This is a genomic window from Embleya scabrispora DSM 41855 (genome assembly GCF_000372745.1).
GTDB classification, from domain to species: domain Bacteria; phylum Actinomycetota; class Actinomycetes; order Streptomycetales; family Streptomycetaceae; genus Embleya; species Embleya scabrispora.
In genome coordinates, this window is record NZ_KB889562.1 from 354,385 (window position 1) to 370,478 (window position 16,094).

The 16,094-nt window shown below is 70.9% G+C and carries 15 protein-coding genes and 2 riboswitches; all 15 genes read right to left on the minus strand.

Annotated features, from left to right (window positions below; all coding sequences use genetic code 11):
- Positions 1-20: 20 nt before the first annotated feature.
- Positions 21-157: riboswitch (glycine riboswitch) on the minus strand.
- 2 nt (positions 158-159) lie between these two features.
- Positions 160-256, minus strand: a riboswitch (glycine riboswitch).
- Positions 257-304: 48 nt separating this feature from the next.
- The 15 genes from A3IC_RS0103655 to A3IC_RS52320 all read right to left on the minus strand — a co-directional run bounded on the left by A3IC_RS0103655 (position 305) and on the right by A3IC_RS52320 (position 16,018).
- Positions 305-997, minus strand: a complete 693-nt coding sequence (locus A3IC_RS0103655) for a DUF4230 domain-containing protein (RefSeq protein ID WP_245599133.1) — start codon at positions 995-997, stop codon at positions 305-307.
- Positions 998-1,053: 56 nt separating this feature from the next.
- Complete coding sequence (locus A3IC_RS0103660) at positions 1,054-2,403, minus strand: DNA polymerase IV (protein WP_040876044.1); 1,350 nt, start codon at positions 2,401-2,403, stop codon at positions 1,054-1,056.
- 49 nt (positions 2,404-2,452) lie between these two features.
- Positions 2,453-3,139: a SanA/YdcF family protein gene (locus A3IC_RS0103665; RefSeq protein WP_020548709.1), complete on the minus strand. Its 687-nt coding sequence runs from the start codon at positions 3,137-3,139 to the stop codon at positions 2,453-2,455.
- Between the two features lie 46 nt (positions 3,140-3,185).
- Positions 3,186-3,800, minus strand: coding sequence for a MerR family transcriptional regulator (locus A3IC_RS0103670; protein ID WP_020548710.1), 615 nt, complete (start codon positions 3,798-3,800; stop codon positions 3,186-3,188).
- 425 nt (positions 3,801-4,225) lie between these two features.
- Positions 4,226-4,699, minus strand: coding sequence for a bifunctional nuclease family protein (locus A3IC_RS0103675; RefSeq protein WP_020548711.1), 474 nt, complete (start codon positions 4,697-4,699; stop codon positions 4,226-4,228).
- A gap of 146 nt (positions 4,700-4,845) precedes the next feature.
- Positions 4,846-5,598 (minus strand): transcriptional regulator FtsR, encoded by a 753-nt coding sequence (ftsR, locus tag A3IC_RS0103680; RefSeq protein WP_020548712.1) that lies wholly within the window; start codon positions 5,596-5,598, stop codon positions 4,846-4,848.
- Positions 5,595-6,113 (minus strand): FHA domain-containing protein, encoded by a 519-nt coding sequence (locus A3IC_RS72925; protein WP_020548713.1) that lies wholly within the window; start codon positions 6,111-6,113, stop codon positions 5,595-5,597. Before A3IC_RS72925 ends, ftsR begins: the two co-directional genes overlap by 4 nt.
- Before the next feature lie 373 nt (positions 6,114-6,486).
- The gene (gcvH, locus tag A3IC_RS0103690; protein ID WP_026217856.1) at positions 6,487-6,873 is read right to left on the minus strand and encodes a glycine cleavage system protein GcvH; all 387 of its coding nucleotides are present in this window, start codon (positions 6,871-6,873) and stop codon (positions 6,487-6,489) included.
- A 74-nt stretch (positions 6,874-6,947) separates the two neighbouring features.
- Positions 6,948-7,877, minus strand: coding sequence for a DUF881 domain-containing protein (locus tag A3IC_RS52305; RefSeq protein ID WP_425387298.1), 930 nt, complete (start codon positions 7,875-7,877; stop codon positions 6,948-6,950).
- A 368-nt stretch (positions 7,878-8,245) separates the two neighbouring features.
- Positions 8,246-8,578 (minus strand): small basic family protein, encoded by a 333-nt coding sequence (locus A3IC_RS0103700; protein ID WP_020548716.1) that lies wholly within the window; start codon positions 8,576-8,578, stop codon positions 8,246-8,248.
- On the minus strand, positions 8,575-9,555 hold the full coding sequence (locus A3IC_RS52310; RefSeq protein WP_020548717.1) for a DUF881 domain-containing protein: 981 nt from the start codon (positions 9,553-9,555) through the stop codon (positions 8,575-8,577). The genes A3IC_RS0103700 and A3IC_RS52310 overlap by 4 nt, the downstream gene beginning before the upstream one ends.
- A 202-nt stretch (positions 9,556-9,757) precedes the next feature.
- On the minus strand, positions 9,758-12,253 hold the full coding sequence (locus tag A3IC_RS0103710) for a mannose-1-phosphate guanyltransferase (RefSeq protein ID WP_020548718.1): 2,496 nt from the start codon (positions 12,251-12,253) through the stop codon (positions 9,758-9,760).
- Between the two features lie 111 nt (positions 12,254-12,364).
- Positions 12,365-12,973 carry a cardiolipin synthase ClsA gene (gene clsA, locus A3IC_RS0103715; RefSeq protein WP_026217857.1) on the minus strand — a complete coding sequence of 203 codons (609 nt, stop codon included), beginning with the start codon at positions 12,971-12,973 and terminating at the stop codon, positions 12,365-12,367.
- A 117-nt stretch (positions 12,974-13,090) separates the two neighbouring features.
- Positions 13,091-14,527, minus strand: coding sequence for a glycosyltransferase 87 family protein (locus tag A3IC_RS61765; RefSeq protein ID WP_020548720.1), 1,437 nt, complete (start codon positions 14,525-14,527; stop codon positions 13,091-13,093).
- 129 nt (positions 14,528-14,656) lie between these two features.
- Complete coding sequence (locus A3IC_RS52320; RefSeq protein ID WP_020548721.1) at positions 14,657-16,018, minus strand: glycosyltransferase 87 family protein; 1,362 nt, start codon at positions 16,016-16,018, stop codon at positions 14,657-14,659.
- Between the last annotated feature and the right edge of the window lie 76 nt (positions 16,019-16,094).

The window sequence follows — 16,094 nt, forward strand, 5'->3', positions numbered from 1 at the left end:
TCGCGCGTCCACCGGCCTCCCCCTCTGTCATCTGTACCTGAGAGCTTCACCGCGCCCGGAGCACCGGTGGAACCGGTTCCCACGGGCGCGATTTGCACCGTCGGCGAGGATCCGACCCGACTCGGCGAGCCACGTGCGGATCCTGCTTTCCAGAGTGCCCACGACCACGCGGTACGGGTGCCTGAGAGATTCCGGGGAGGAGTTGCTCCTTCGGCGCCTCGTGTGCACGACACGAGGACTCTCCCGCGTGGACGTAATGGGCGACCTCAACGGTATCAGCGTGAGACCCACCGGGGCCTGCGCACTAGGCGTAGGTCACAGTGGTTGTCGGATAGCCCAGGGACCGCATCATCCCCTGAAGCATGTTGGTGGTGTTCTTCTCCGCGCGCTCCACCAGTCCGGCGGTCTTGGCCGCGTCGTCGATCTTCTTGGTCGCCAACACGTAGAGCTGCTGCTGATCGCCGGGATTACTGGAGAAGAAGTCGCCGAAGCGGTCGAACAGGCCCTTGTCCTGGGCGATCACATGGCTGTTCTTCTGGTCGAGCGCGGCGGGCGCGAGCCGCGCGTGCGGGAGCTTGACGGTCACGCTCTTGTTGTCCGGCGAGGTCTGGATCGCGTCCTGCCCGATGCCGCCGAACTCGACGAAACCGCCGACCTGGCCCACCCCGACGAACAGCGTGCGCTGGCCGCGGACGGCGTCCGGGAGGAACTTGGCGTCCTTCTCCAGGTCCACCACGACCTGGAAGGTGCCGCTGACCGCCTCGTAGCGGCTGAGATCCTGCACCGCCTTGAGCATCACCGGTCCGCTGTGGTCCTTGGTGGTCTCGCCGAACGGGTTGAACTTGCCGGGCAACAGGTTGACCAGGCCCACCAGCACCAGGGCCAGCACGATGAAGCCGACCAGGAGCGTGATCAGGAACGCGGGCAGGCCGAGCTTGCGGCGAGCCGATCGGAAGGCACCTTGCCCTCGCATCGGCCGCTCTTTGACATCAGTCATGGTGGGGACACCCCCGAGAAGTCGTCTGGCCCGGCGCCTGCCCCGGATCGCCGCGGCTATCCCCGGTCGAGGGCGGGTAGCGGAATCGGTTCCCCCGGTCGCAGCGCCGGATCGGTGATCGCGAACGTGCGCACCCGGCCCGGCCGGCCGCCCGGCACCTCGAACCGCACGGTGACCCGACCGACGCCGCTCCCCTGCACCCAGCCGGGCCCGAACTCCTCGTGCACCACATCCTGGCCCGGCGACCAGGACAGCCGCTCCGGGGCGGCCTCCGCGGGCGTTTCCGCGCCGGTGTCCTCCTCCGCCTCGACCGGCTCGCCGAGCTCCGGGGCGGCCGCGCCGAACAGGTCCTGCTGGGCGAAGTCGGCCAAGCCGCTCACGCCCACCCCGAGCAGCCGCACGCCGCCCGTGACGTCCACCTGCGCGGCCAGCCGGCGGATCGTCTCGCGCACCACTCCCGGATCGTCGGTGGGGCCGCGCAGCGTCTCCGAGCGGGTCAGCGTGCTGAAGTCGTAGCGGCGCAGCTTGAGCACGATCGTGCGCCCCGAGCGCCCGGCGGCGCGCAGCCGCTCCACGCACCGGATCGTAAGCCGGTCCAGCTCCCGCGCGATGCGCTCGCGGTCCACCAGGTCGGTGGCGAAGGTGTCCTCCACCGACACCGATTTCGCGTCCCGGTCGGCGACCACCGGGCGCGCGTCCAGGCCGGCGGCCAGCACGTGCAGGCCGTGTCCGTGCGCCTGGCCGAGCAGCCGCACCAGCTCGCTCTCGTCGACGGCGGCCAGGTCGGCCACGGTGTCCAGGCCGGCCCGGCGCAGCACGTCGCCGGTGGCCGGGCCGACCCCGGGCAGCGCGCGCACCGGCAGCGGGTCCAGCATCGCCCGCTCGGCGCCCGGCGCCACCACGCACAGCCCGTCCGGCTTGTCCGCCTCGGACGCGATCTTGGCCAGCAGTTTGGAGGTGGCCGCGCCGACCGAGCAGGTCAGCCCGGTGGCCGCGTGGATGTCGGCGCGCAGGCGCACGGCGATCCCGGTGACTTGGTCGGTGTCCAGCGCGCCGCCGTGCGGGCCCGCCTCCAGGTCGACGAACGCCTCGTCCAGACTGAGCGGCTCCACCAGCGGCGAGAGCCGATGCAGCAGCTCCATCACGGTGTCGCTGACCTGCCGGTACAGCGCGAAGCGCGGGCTGAGGAAGGCGGCGTTGGGGCAGCGTCGGCGGGCCTCGCCGATCGACATCGCCGAGCGCACGCCGAACACTCGGGCCTCATAGGAGGCGGTGGCCACCACGCCGCGCGCGCCGATGCCGCCGACGATCACCGCCTTGCCGGCCAGGCTGGGCTTCGCGACCTGCTCGACCGACGCGTAGAACGCGTCCATGTCGAGGTGAAGGATGCCCGGGGCCTGTCTCACACCGCGCAATGATGACGCACGGGACCGACATCCGGGTGCGTTCGCTCGCTCAGTCGCTCAGCGCGCGGCGGATCCGGTCGTTCCCCGGGTCGTGGGCACGTGGATCCGGTTTGAGCACGATCTGTCCGGTCGCCTTGATCGCGGCGAGCATCTCGCGCCCGGTGCCGTACACCGTGGGCCCGATGTGACCCCACGTGAAGGACTCGTCCGGGACGCCGTACGCGGATATTCCGGCGGCCCGGCACAGCCCGAGCGCACGCCGCAGATGGAAGCTCTGCGTAACCACGATGACCCGGTCGATCCCGTAGACGCGCTTCGCGCGGATGCAGGACTCCCAGGTGGAGAATCCCGATTCGTCGGTCACGATCCGGTGCTGCGGGATTCCCCGGTCCGCGAGGTAGCGCCGCATCACCCCGGTCTCGTCGTAGCGGTTGCCGCCGCCGTCGCCGCTGACCAGGATCACCCGGGTCTTGCCGGCCCGGTACAACCCGAGCGCGACGTCCAGCCGGCGGGCCAGCAGATCGGACGGCCGGTCCCCGTGCACACCCGCGCCGAGCACCATCGTGACGTCCTGGTAGGGCACGTCGGCCGGCGAGCGGACCCGGCTCCCGGCGTACAGGTGCAGCCCCGTGATCGGGGCCAGTCCGGCCACGGTGAGCAGGACGGCGGCCTGGTAACCGCGTCGTTGGGCGCGCCGCGAGCGCGGCAGGGTCGGCCGACGAATGATCACGTCCATGGGGACGTCCTGCCCGTCGGACCGGTTCCCATCCGCTTCGGGCGCCTCAGACCGCCTTGTCGCGCCGCCTGCGGGCCAATTCGTCACCGGGATGGACCGGCGTGATCGGGTCTCCGGTGCCGGTGTCCTCGCCCTGGAGTTGCGCGAGCGAGCCCTCGACCTCGCGCCACACCGCCCCCACGGCGATCCCGAAGACCCCCTGGCCGCCCTGGACCAGGTCGATGACCTCGTCGTACGACGTGCACTCGTACACACTGGCGCCGTCGCTCATCAGCGTCATCCCGGCCAGGTCGCCGATCCCGCGGCCGCGCAGGTGGGCCACCGCGATCCGGATGTTCTGCAGCGAGACGCCGGTGTCCAGGAGTCGCTTGACGATCTTGAGCACCAGGATGTCGCGGAAGCCGTACAGGCGTTGGGTGCCCGAGCCGTGGGCCGGGCGGACCGTGGGCTCGACCAGGCCGGTGCGCGCCCAGTAGTCGAGTTGGCGATAGGTGATCCCGGCCGCCGCGCAGGCCGTCGGGCCTCGGTAGCCGATGTCCTCCGACGGGGTGCCGGCCGGCGAGACGTCCTGCCGCCGGGGGCCCGCACCGGGGTCGGTCGCCGGCAGAGGACGTGCCGTGCGGGCGCGTTCCGCCGCCGTGATGTCGCCGGTGCTGCTCACGCCGACCTCCCTTTCGTCTCCCCCCGCCCGGGTACGGCGTAAGGAGTCTCTTCAGTCCCGGGCCGCAGGCGGCGAGGTGCAACGCGCAGGGGTCATCCCGGAACTGTCGTTTTCGACGGTAGGCAGTCACCAACAGCGCGTCAACGACCGCGCCGTTCGGCACGCCGAGTGACGCTCCTCGCACGAGTGGTTTGAACCCGGGAGCCAGGGGTAGGTCTGGCCACTTTGTCGCTGATCGAAACGGATCGAGTCCGATCGATCCCGACCACCGCCGCGCCGCGGTCTGCGGCGCGGCCCGGTCGGTTCCGCGCGGCCGCCCCGGCCGGTCCCCGAACGCAAAGAACCGCCGACCGGTACCCCTCGCCGAGGACGGCGGGCAGAGACGGTCGGCGGCTTCGGACGCGCACCGGGCCGAGGCGGGCCGGCTATTGGCTCGTGGTGCCGAAGTCCTCGGGCGAGATGTCGTTCAGGAACTCCCTGAACTTCTCGATCTCGTCCTCCTGCTCGTTGGGGATCACGATGCCCGCCTCGTCCAGGACCGCGTCGCTGCCGACGATCGACGTCCCGGTCCGCAGCGCGAGCGCGATCGCATCCGACGGGCGCGCGCTGACCTCCACGCCGCCGGAGAAGACCAGCTCGGCGTAGAACACGCCCTCGCGCAGGTCGGTGATCCGGATCTGGGTCAATTCCTGCCCCAACGCCTCCAGCACGTCCCGGAAGAGATCGTGCGTGAGAGGACGCGCGGGTACCACGCCCTGTTGGGCGAACGCGATGGCCGTCGCCTCTACCGGGCCGATCCAGATGGGGAGATAACGATCGCCCCCCGTCTCCCGTAGGAGCACGATCGGCTGGTTAGAGGGCATCTCCACCCGGACGCCCACAACCTCTAGCTCGTTCACATCGCCACACTAGCGCGCCCGACTGTCGGTCACCGATCCCCAGGGGCCGAATAGGTCGGGGATTCGTCGTTTTTTCTTCGTGACGCGAGACGCGTGCCCGAGATCGCCGCGTACCCGGGATCACCGGTGGCCCGATGCCGGAGCGCTCAGCGGCCCAGGCGGGGCGCGAGCGCCGTGGTGACCAGGACGGTGTGCAGACGCGAGGTGAGCGCGAGCAGGTCGCGCACGGTCTCCTCGGCCCCCGCCTTGGCGCGCGCACCGCGGCGATGCAGGAGCGGGGCGACGATCTGTTCGACCAGGGCGGCCTCGCGGTCCGCGGCGGCCTTGGTCTGGCGCAGGTGCCGAGGTTCGACGCCGTAGCGGCCCAGCGCGGCCACCAGCCGGGCCACCACCAAGGCGTCGCCGTCGTAGAGCACCGCGTGCTCGCCGTCGGTGCCGCCCGGACGCGGGCGGTGTGGCTGGATCAGGCCGAATTCCTCCAGCCGCGCCAGGTCCACGTCCTGGATGCCGGCCGCGGCGATCAGGCCCGGCCGGTCGAGCAGCACCGTGGTGCCCTCCCGACCGGCCGACCCGGGATCGCCGTCCGCGTCCTGAAAACGCTCGGCTTCGGCCGGGGTCGGGCCGGCCGGTTCGAGCCCGCGATCCATCGCCTCCAGTTGATCCTTGATCACTCGGAGCGGCAGATAGCGGTCGCGCTGCACGCGCAGCACGTAGCGCAGTCGTTCGATGTCGGCGGCGCCGAACTTGCGGTAGCCCGACGGGCTCCGCTGCGGCTCGATGAGCCCTTCCGCCTCGAGGAACCGGATCTTGGAGATGCTGATGTCCGGAAACTCGGGACGCAGCAGGGTCAACACCCCGCCGATGCTCAAGGAGACCGAGCCGGCCGCCGCCGGACTCACCCGATCTGCCCTTGCCGACTGGGGAAGAAGACCAGTCGGTACTTGCCGATCTGCACCTCGTCGCCCGGTGTCAGCGGGACCTCGTCGATCCGCTCGCGACCCACGTAGGTGCCGTTGAGGCTGCCCACGTCGGCCACCGCGAAGCCGCCGGCGGTGCGGCGGAACTCGGCGTGCTTGCGCGAGACCGTCACGTCGTCGAGGAAGATGTCGCTCTGCGGATGCCGACCGGCCGTGGTGCGGTCCGAGTCGAGCAGGAAGCGACTGCCCGAGTTGGGCCCCCGGCGGACCACGAGCAGCGCGGTGCCCGGCGGCAGCGCGTCCACCGCGGCCTGGGCCTCGGGGGTGAGGATCTCGCGGGGCGCGGGTTCCGCGTCCAGCGCCTCGATGCCGCTGATCGAGATGGTCGAGGTCTGCTCGGACGCACGCTCGGCGCCCGCGCCCAGGCGGGCGCCACAGTTGGAACAGAACCGGCCACCGGGCGGATTGTGATGCCCACACGTGCTGCAGACCACCACGTCGGCCTCCTGACCCGTTCCGGTCGAACCTCGACCTTCGGTCGAGAGTTGCCCGAAACTTATGCGCGCCGTGTGTTCGTGGTCAACAGCGACATGCCCGGTGGTCGCGTCGGACTCGCCCGACTGCGGAGCGGGTGCGGGAGATGAGCCGGCGGACGCCCCGTACGGGGTGCCCGGCGGCATCGTCGGCGGGGCGGCCGGCGGGTTGCCGGCCCTCCCCGCATCGGCAGCCGACGCGTCGCCGGAGCGACGGGAACGACCGAACAATTTCGCGAACAACTTCACGGGCGAACCTCCCCGAGAGAACCTGGCCCGCCCGTGGGGCAGGAGGAGTGGGTCGTGGTGATGGACTGCCTACCGCTTCGCCGGGCCGTCAGGAGCCCAGGCTGTTCTGATAGGCGGCCGCGTCCAAGAGCGCGGCCGGTGCGGCGGGATCGTCGAGGCGCACCTCGAACATCCAACCGTCGCCGTAGGGATCGGAGTTGACCAACTCCGGTGCGCCGTCGAGCACGTCGTTGACGGTGGTCACGACGCCGTCGAGCGGCGCGAAGAGGTCGCTGACACTCTTGGTCGATTCCAGTTCGCCGCAGGGCTGTCCGGCCACGACGCGAGTGCCGACCGGCGGCAGCGTGACGTAGACGATGTCACCGAGCGCGTCCTGCGCGAATTCGGTGATGCCGATCCGCACCGTCCCGGAGATCTCTTCCATGACGCGCACCCATTCGTGCTCCGTCGTGTACGCGAGATCTGCGGGGTACATGCGGACAGCCTGCCCTTCTTGCCTGATGAGTGGTGCACCGACGGCGACCGGCGGACTGATTCTGTCAGGTGTACTCACCCGTTACCGGCGCCCGGTGCCGAGCGAGCGTAACCAGGCTTGTTCGCAGGCCGCAAGGCGTCGATCAGCACCTCCTGCGAGGGGGTGACGATGGCCCCCGCCTGCTTCTTCTCCAGGGTCTTCACGACGCCCCCGGGGATGTTGAGCGCGGGCTGGAGATCCTGCGGGTTGCCGATCACCTTGAACACGTACGGCGGCAGCACCTTGGTGCCGTCGATCACGATGTCGCCGGGCGGCGTGCCGTTGAACCAGGTGCCCGCCACCACGCGCACGTCGTTGATCTGGATCACCTCGGCGCCCGCCGCGCGCAGCTCCTGGAGCGTGTCCAGCAGCACGTCGCCGCTGACCGTGCGCTGCGGGTCGGTGATGGTCAGTGTGATACCGGGCCCGGTGGCCTTGACGGTGCCCGCGAGCACACCCAGGGCGTCCGCCTTGGCCGCGTTCTGCTCGCGCGCCTCCTGGACCCGGTCGTTGCTGTTCTGCAACTGGGTACGGCTGTTCTCCAAACGGTGCTTCTCGTCCTCCAACCGCCTGGTGCGCTCGCCGAGTTCGTCCAGGACCCGGACCAGGTCCTCCTGCCGCGCACCGCGCAGCGGGTCGGACTCGGTGTTCGAGCGCACCTGGATGGCCAGACCCGCGCCGAGCGCGAACAGCAGGACGGCACCCACGAGTTGAGCCCGACTCACCCGCGGCGGCCAGAACGCCTCGAGCAGCCTGCGCCGACCGGGCTGATCGTCGACCGGGTCGTGTGCGTGCGGCTCGGAAACCGGGTCGGAAACCGCGTGCGAATCCGTTTCCGTCTCGGGCGTGTCGCGCGCCGCCGCGTGCGCTCCCGCGTGCGGTGGCGCGAGCGGGTCGCGCGGATCACGCGGCCCGGGCGTCTCGCGCGCCCGGGGCGCTCCGGGCGCGGGCGGCGCGGGCACCAGTGGCGGTACCGGCGCGCGCGAGGCCCGGGGGTCCGGCTGCGGCCGCGGCGCCGGCGGTGTCTCGTGCGCCGACTCGCGGATCGGCGCGGTGATCGGCGGGATCTCCGAGGTCACCTCGGCGGCTTGCTCGCGGATCCGCTCCCGGATGTGCCGGCCCTCGTGGTAGAGGTCGACCGGGCGCCGGGTCTCGACCGTGGGCTTGCGCGTGGACGGCGCCTCGGGCTCCCGCTCGGGTTGGGATTCGGGTTCGGGTTCGGGTTCGGACTCCTCGGTGCTGCGCGCGATGCCCAGCTCCCGAGGGTCCTCGTCGTGGCGGGCGTGCCGCCCGCGCGTCTCGTCCGTTTCGTCGGCCATGTGCGACTCCCCCGTCAGGCCCGGAAGACGTGCCGGCGGATGGCCGCCGCGTTGGAGAAGATCCGGATGCCGAGCACGACCACCACGCCGGTGGACAGCTGTGCGCCGACGCCCAGTTTGTCGCCGAGGAAGACGATCAACGCGGCGACGACCACGTTCGACAGGAACGAGACCACGAAGACCTTGTCGTCGAAGATGCCGTCGAGCAGTGCGCGCAGTCCGCCGAAGACCGCGTCCAGCGCGGCCACCACCGCGATGGGCAGGTACGGCTCCAGCTCGTGCGGGATCACGGGTCGGGCGAGATACCCGACCACGACCCCGAGGACCAGGCCGAGGACCGCGATCACTGTTTACCCTTTCGTTCGGACGTCTTCTGCGACGGTGTCGGCGAGCCGGTCGGCGGCGCCGAACCGCTCGGCGGCGCCCCGCCGCGGCCCGAGGGCGTGGCGGGCGGTGTGCTCGGCGTCTGCTTCGCCGGCGCACTCGGCGGCGGACTCGTGGGCACGCCGCCCGGCACGTCCGCGTAGCGCAGCGAGGTGCCCAGCGCGGCGGGCAGCTTGAGCTTCTTTTGTGCGCTCAGGTTGACCCGGATCCCGAAATTCTCTTGCAGCTGGCGCAGATAGCGCCCGTCCGCGCCGACCATGAACTCGACCTGCATCGGCTTCGCGTCACCGATCGCCAGGATCGTATACGGCGGCGCGAGCGGCCGGTTGTCGACCAGGATCGAGGCGCCCGCGGCGCGGATCGCGGACAGCGCGGTCAGCCGTTGGTTGTTGATCGAGATGGCCTCGGCGCCGGCCTTCCACAGGCCGTTCACCAGGCGCTGGAGGTCGCGGTCCAGGATCCGGCCGTTCGCGGCCGCCTCGGCCTGGCGCGGGTCGGTCGAGCCGTCCGAGTTGTCCGAACCCTTGGCGTCGTCCGCGATCACCTTCAGGCCGGGGCCCTCGACCGGGTCGGATCCGGTGAGCAGCGCGAGCAGTTGCACCCGGTCCTTGGCTCCCTTGGGCAGCGAGACCTCCTGGATCGCGTCGACCTCGTCGCGCAACCGCTCGACCGTGGCCGTGAGCGAGTCCACCTCGGCCTCGTCGCTGTGGATCCGGTCCACCAGTTGGTGACGCTCCCGCTCGGCCTGCGGAGCGGCGGCGTGCACCTTCATCGCGGCGACCATCAGGATCATCGCGATCAGCGCGACGCCGACCACGGCCAGCACGCGGGCCAACGGGCCCTTGTTCATCCCGGTGTCGCCGCGCACCGCACGGCGCGCGGTGGCCTCCGCGTAGCCCGCGTCCAGGCTGTTCGTCATCATGTCCACGAGCAGGGACATCGAGGCGTCCGGCCGCCTGTACCGGCTCGTGCCTGGTGTCTCCCGCGATGACATGCGCCCCATCGTTCCATGCTCGACGGAGTGCTCGATGCAGGGTCCGACACCGGGTCCGGCCGCGGATCGCGGCAGGCGATCCACGGCCGGGGAAGACCCTACAAGACCGTCACCGGGCCCGCTCGGGTCGGCGGCCCGCGGTGTGCGGTCAGTCGCCCGCGTGCTCCACGACCCGGCTCCACTCGTCCAGGAGTTCGTCCGCGGCGTCGTCGTCCGGGCCTTCGGCCCACACGTGGGTGACCGCCTCGGCGGGATCCGGCAGCACCAGTGCCCAGCGGCCGTCGGCCTCCACGACCCGGACACCGTCGGTGGTGTCGATCTCGCGGTCGCCCGCCGCCTCCACGACCCGGCGCATGACCATGCCCTTGGCCGCCCACGGCGTCGGCACGTCCCGCCGGCGCACGTGGGCGCGCGGGATCCGCGCGTCGATCTGGCTCAGCGTCAGCTGGGTCCGGGCGACCAGCCCGATCAGCCGGACGAACGCGGCCGTGCCGTCGAAGACGGTGCTGAACTCGGGGATCACGAACCCGCCGCGGCCGTCGCCGCCGAAGATCGTGTCGTCGGACATGGCCACCCGCGCGAGGTCGTCCGGCGACGTGGTGGTCCACTGCACCTGGACCCCGTGATAGGCCGCGACCTGCTCGGCGATTCGGGTCGTGGTCACCGGCAGCGCGATCTTCCCGCCGCCGCGCTCGGCCGCGACGCAGTCCAGCAGTACCAGCAGCGCACGGTGGTCGTCGATGATCCGCCCCCGCTCGTCCACCAGCGACATGCGCTCGCCGACCGGGTCGAACCGCACACCGAAGCCGGACTTGGAGGAGGCCACGATCTCGCCCAGCCGCAACAGCCCCTCGTGCCGCTCGTCCGCGGTCTCGGTGGGCCGGGCGTCGTCCAGGCCGGAGTTGACGGTGAGGGCGTCGATGCCCAGCCGGCCCAGGATGCTGGGCAGCAGCAGGGCGGCGTTGCCGTGTGCGGCGTCCACCACCACCTTGAGCCCGGACTCGGGCACGCCGGTGATGTCCAGGGCCTTCAGCAGCGAGCCCGAATAGCTGTCGAACGGCCGTGCGGGGAACGTCAGTTCGCCGATCTCGCCGGGGAACGCGCGGCGATACTCCTGGCGGGAGAAGACCCGGTCGAGCTTGCGCTGGGCGGCCTGGGACAGGTCCGCACCGCGCTCGTCGAAGAACATGATGTCCACCGAGTCCGGCACCCCGGGTGTGGTGCGGATCATGATCCCGCCGGCCGAGCCGCGCGCGGTCTCCTGACGAGCCACCGGCATCGGCACGTTCTCCAGGTCGCGCACGTTGATCGCGGACGTCTGGAGCGCGGAGATGACCGCCCGCTTGAGCGCCCGGGCACCGCGCGAGTGGTCGCGCGCGGTGGTGACGGTGGCGCCCTTCTTGAGCGTGGTGGCGTAGGCGCCGGCCAAGCGCACGGCCAGTTCGGGGGTGATCTCGACGTTGAGGATGCCGGAGACCCCGCGCGGGCCGAACAGGTACTTCTGCCCGCGCGACTCCCAGATCACCGACGTGTTGACGACCGCGCCGGCCTCGATCGTCTTGAACGGGTAGATCCGCACGTCCCCGGAGACCAGGGACTCCTCCTCGATCAGGCATTCGTCGCCGATCACCGCGCCCTCTTCGATCCGGGCGGCGCGCATGACGTCGGTGTTCTTGCCGATCACGCAGCCGCGCAGATTGGTCTGCGGGCCGATGTAGACGTTGTCGTGCACGACCGCCTTGTGCAGGAAGGCGCCACGCTTGACCACGACGTTGGAGCCGAGCACGGTGTGCTCGCGGATCTCCACGCCGCCCTCGACCTTGGCGTAGTCGCCGATGTACAGCGGGCCCTTGAGGATCGCGTCCCGGTCCACCTCGGCGCCCTCGGCGACCCATACGCCCGGGGAGAGCTCGAAGCCGTCGATGTCCACGTCGACCTTGCCGGTGAGCACGTCGGCCTGCGCCTTGAGGTAGCTCTCGTGCGTGCCCACATCCTCCCAGTAACCCTCGGCGACATAGCCGTAGATCGGCTTGCCCTCCTTGAGCAACTTCGGGAACACGTCGCCCGACCAGTCCACGGACACACCCGCGGCGACGTAGTCGAAGACCTCGGGCTCCATCACGTAGATGCCGGTGTTGACGGTGTCCGAGAAGACCTGACCCCAGGTCGGCTTCTCCAGGAACCGGTCCACCCGACCCTCGTCGTCGATGATCGTGATGCCGAACTCGAGGGGGTCGGGCACCCGGGTCAGGCACACGGTGACCATCGCGCCCTTGGCCCGGTGGTACTCCACGAGCGCGGTGAGGTCGAAGTCGGTGAGCGCGTCGCCGGAGATGACCAGGAACGTGTCGTCCTTGAGCGCCTCCTCGGCGTTCTTGACGCTGCCCGCGGTGCCGAGCGGGGTTTCCTCGTTCGCGTATGTCAGGGTCATCCCGAGTTCTTCGCCGTCGCCGAAGTAGTTGCGAACCAGCGACGCGAGGAACTGCACGGTGACCACGGTCTCGGAAAGCCCGTGCCGCTTCAGGAGCCGCAGCACGTGCTCCATGATCGGCCGGTTCACCACCGGCAGAAGCGGCTTGGGCATGCTGGAGGTCATCGGGCGCAGGCGGGTGCCCTCGCCTCCGGCCATGACGACGGCCTTCATCGGTCTCGTCCTCCTATCGCGTCACACCACCCGCACCCACGGCGGAACTGCCGGGGCCGGGTGGCGTGCCTTCAGTACGTGGTGATCGCCTGGTGTCCGGCGATCCCTGCGCTACCCGGCGGTCGCTGCGCGACTCGCCTTGTCCGCGGCCACGAGGCGTTTGGCCTGGGCTGCGTAGAGGACTCCTGCCCACCAGTACAGCGCAGTACCCCACCAGGCGAACGCCCATCCGAAGATCGCGGCGAGAGTTGCGACACGTCCGGTGCCGTCACTGAGCAGGAGCAGCGGGAAGGCGTACATCAGATTGAAGGTCGCGGCCTTGCCGACGAAGCTGACCGAGAGCGCGCCGTAGCGGTGTCGGCGCAGGATCAGCAGCACCACGCCCATGAACAGTTCGCGGCCCAGGATGATCGCGGTCAGCCAGATCGGCAGGATCTCGCGCCAGGTCAGGCCGACCAGCGTGGCCAGCACGTAGAGCCGGTCCGCGGCCGGGTCCAGGATCGCGCCGACCTTGCTGACCTGGTTCCACCTGCGGGCCAGTTTGCCGTCGAGGTAGTCGCTGATCCCGCTGAGCATGAGCAGGGCCAGGGCCCACAGGTCGTGCTTGGGGCCGCCGAACTCGGGCGCCAGGATGAGCCACAGGAAGACCGGGACGCCGAGCAGGCGCGCGAAGCTGAGCGCGTTGGGGATCGTCAGGACCCGGTCGCTGGGAGCGTCCACGCCGCCGTCCCGGGGGGGCGGCGGCGCCGCGTCCACGTGGGCCTCCACGGGGCCTCTGCTTTCTGCCGGTGGGCCGTCTCGTACTGGGTCCGACTCGTTCGGTATGCGCTGTCCAGCCTAGTGACGCACGGATCCGCTGCTCACCGGGTCCGGGTCGGGCGTGGGCGGCTCGGCGACCGGCTCGGTGAGCGTGGGCAGCGGGGTGCGGTCGCGCAGGATGCGCCAGACCAGGATCAGGGTCAGCGCGATACCGGCGAACAGGTAGCCGTTGCCGAGCACGAACTCGATCGGGGTCCAGCGGTGTTCCCGGCCCCCGTCCCGCGGGGCGAGCCAGATCAGGCCCCAGGGCTGGAGGGTGCGCGAGCCGTCCCAGTCGCCGTGCACGTTCAGCCGCATCGGCCACGCGGCGAAGAACACGAAGAACGTGCCGGTCAGCCACCACCACAGTGGCCGGGCGCGGGTCAGCGCGGTGTGCGCGAGCAGGACGAACGCGGGCACCACCCAGACCCAGTGGTGCGACCACGAGATGGGCGACACGAACAGCGACAGGCCGCCGGTGAGCACCACCCCGACCAGTTCGTGGCCGCGCAGCGAGGCACGGGCGGCGGCCACCAGACCGAGCGTGCCGACCAGCAGGCACAGCAGCAACCACAGCGCCGAGGCCGCCCCGCCGTCACCGAGCATTCGGGTGAACATGCCCTGTACGGACTGGTTGTTGAGGGTGCCCACGCTGAGCTTGTCGTTGACCTTGCCGCTGATCGACACGAGGTGCGACCAGTAGTAGACGGACGCGGTCGGCGCGGCGGCCAGGCCCACCAGGATGGTGCCCAGGAACGCGCCGCCGGCCACTGCGGCGGCCCGGAACCTGCGGGTGATCAGCAGGTAGACGATGAAGATCGCGGGGGTGAGCTTGAGCCCGGCCGCGATGCCGACCCCGATGCCCTTGTATCGGCGGCTGTCCGGGAGCCCGAGGTCGAGCACGATCAGCGCCAGGAGCAGCAGGTTGATCTGCCCCCACACGAGTGTCCACTCCACCGGCTCCAGCCACAGCACCACGGCGAAGGTGGTCGCGCTGACGCCGAACCGGCCCAGGCCGCGACGGTAGCCGAGCATGCCCCACGCGGACCAGACCACGGCGAACAGCGACAGCAGGCTCACGATCGCCATGAACCACTTCAGACCGGCGAAGCCCAGCGGCAGCAGGATGTAGAAGAGCAGTCCGGACAACGGCGGGTAGATGAACGGCAGTTTGTCGGTCCACTTGCCGTAGTTCTCGGTATAGATCGCGTCGCCGTCGCGGAACGCGTGCGCTGCGTCGTGGTAGACGCTCAGGTCGAGCATGTGCCACATGTCGCGGCGGCCGAGGTGGGTCCACAACACCCACAGGCCCAGCGACAGCGCGAGCAGGAGGCCGCCGACGAGCGCGACACGACCCGGTCGACGGGGTTCCCGGCTGCGCTCGTGCCCGAACGGGACGCGGGGCGCGAGCGTCAGGAGCTCGCGGCAGGAGGTCACGAGCACGTGGGGGAAGGACATGTCGGTCGGGGACTCCACAACTGCACGGTTCAATGGGCGCCTGGCCGGGTGGCGCCGGGTCAGGATATCCACACGGACGGATCGGCCCCGCCCGGTGCCTGGTTGCCGGTAACCGGCGAATGCCCCCGAATGCGACCTCGGGATGATTCAGGCCCTGGTCGGAGCCGGAGTGGTGTTGCCCGGGGCCGTTCGGCCCAGCGGTTCCGGCGGGTCGAGCGTAACGGCTTCCGCGGTGCGACTCGCCCATTTTCGTCGGGTCGCCGGCACGCCCACCGCAATCGTGATCAGCGCGGCCAGCCCGGCGAGAGTGTACGCGTCGGCGAGCACCAGGTCCCACCCGGCGAGCCGGAGTTCGCGACCGTCGCGGTAGGGCACCTGCCAGACCAGTCCGGTCGGCACCGGGACCGGGAGTTCCACCCGACGACTGGGGACCGCGACGGTCAGCGCGACCAGCGCGAGCGCGGCCGGCCCGGCCGGGAGCCGGATCCTGCCGAATCGGCGACGGGTGCCGGCGGCCAGGAGCACGGTGCCGGGTACGACCCACACCCAGTGGTGGGTCCACGAGATCGGCGACACGAGCAGCCCGGTCAGCGCGGTGACGCACAGCCCGGCCAGGTCCCGGCGCGGATCACCCGGTCGGCCCCGTGCCACGATCGCGGCCAGCGCGAGCCCGCCGATCCCGACCGCGATCGCGATGGCCGGCCACACCGCCCCGGGCGGGGGCATCCGATGGGTGAACCGGATCAGCAGCCCGTGCAGCGACTGGTTGCCCGGCCCCTGGACCGGGCCGACCCGAGTGTCGTCGAAGAACAGGCCGCCCCAGTAGCGCAGCGACTCGCGCGGCAGCACGGTGAAGGCGACGCACAGGCTCGCCCCGAGCGCGAGCAGCGCGTTGCGGCCCTCGCGCACCCGACCGGTCAGGAACAGGTAGGGGATCACGATCGCGGGGGTGAGCTTGAGTCCGGCGGCCAGGCCCACCCCGCAACCGCGCAGCCGGGCGCCGGGCGCGCGGGAGAGGTCGGCCAGGACCAGGGCCAGCAGGAGCAGGTTGATCTGGCCGAAACGCAGCGTCTCCTGGACGGGTTCGCTCCACAGCGAGATCGCGGCGGTGCTCGCTGCGGCGGCCAGTCGGCGCGTGCCGCGCACGCCGACCATGCCCCAGGCCAGGTGTGCGCCGAGGATGAGCAGCGCGAGGTTGCCGGCGACCGAGACCCAGCGCAGCACCCCCCAGGGCAACCACGCCAGCGGGGTGAACAGCAGTGCGGCGCACGGGGTGTACGTGAACGGCAGGTGCGCCATCCCGACGGACATCGAGTAGAGCCGGCCGTCGCCGTCCACGATCGCGCGCCCGCCGGCCCGGTAGACCCGCAGGTCGCCGAGCCACCACATGGTCGCCGGTCGGGTCAGCGCGAGCGCGAGGTAGGCGGCGACCGATGTCACGACCAGGACCGCGGCCAGTGCCGGGAGGCGTCCGAGTAAACGCTGGGTGCGATGCGACGTCTCGGACATGGACCTGATCGTGCCATCGGACGCGCCCGATTGCTCCGCATCAATGAGCGCGCGTCACTTTGTTGTGCTTTTCCGA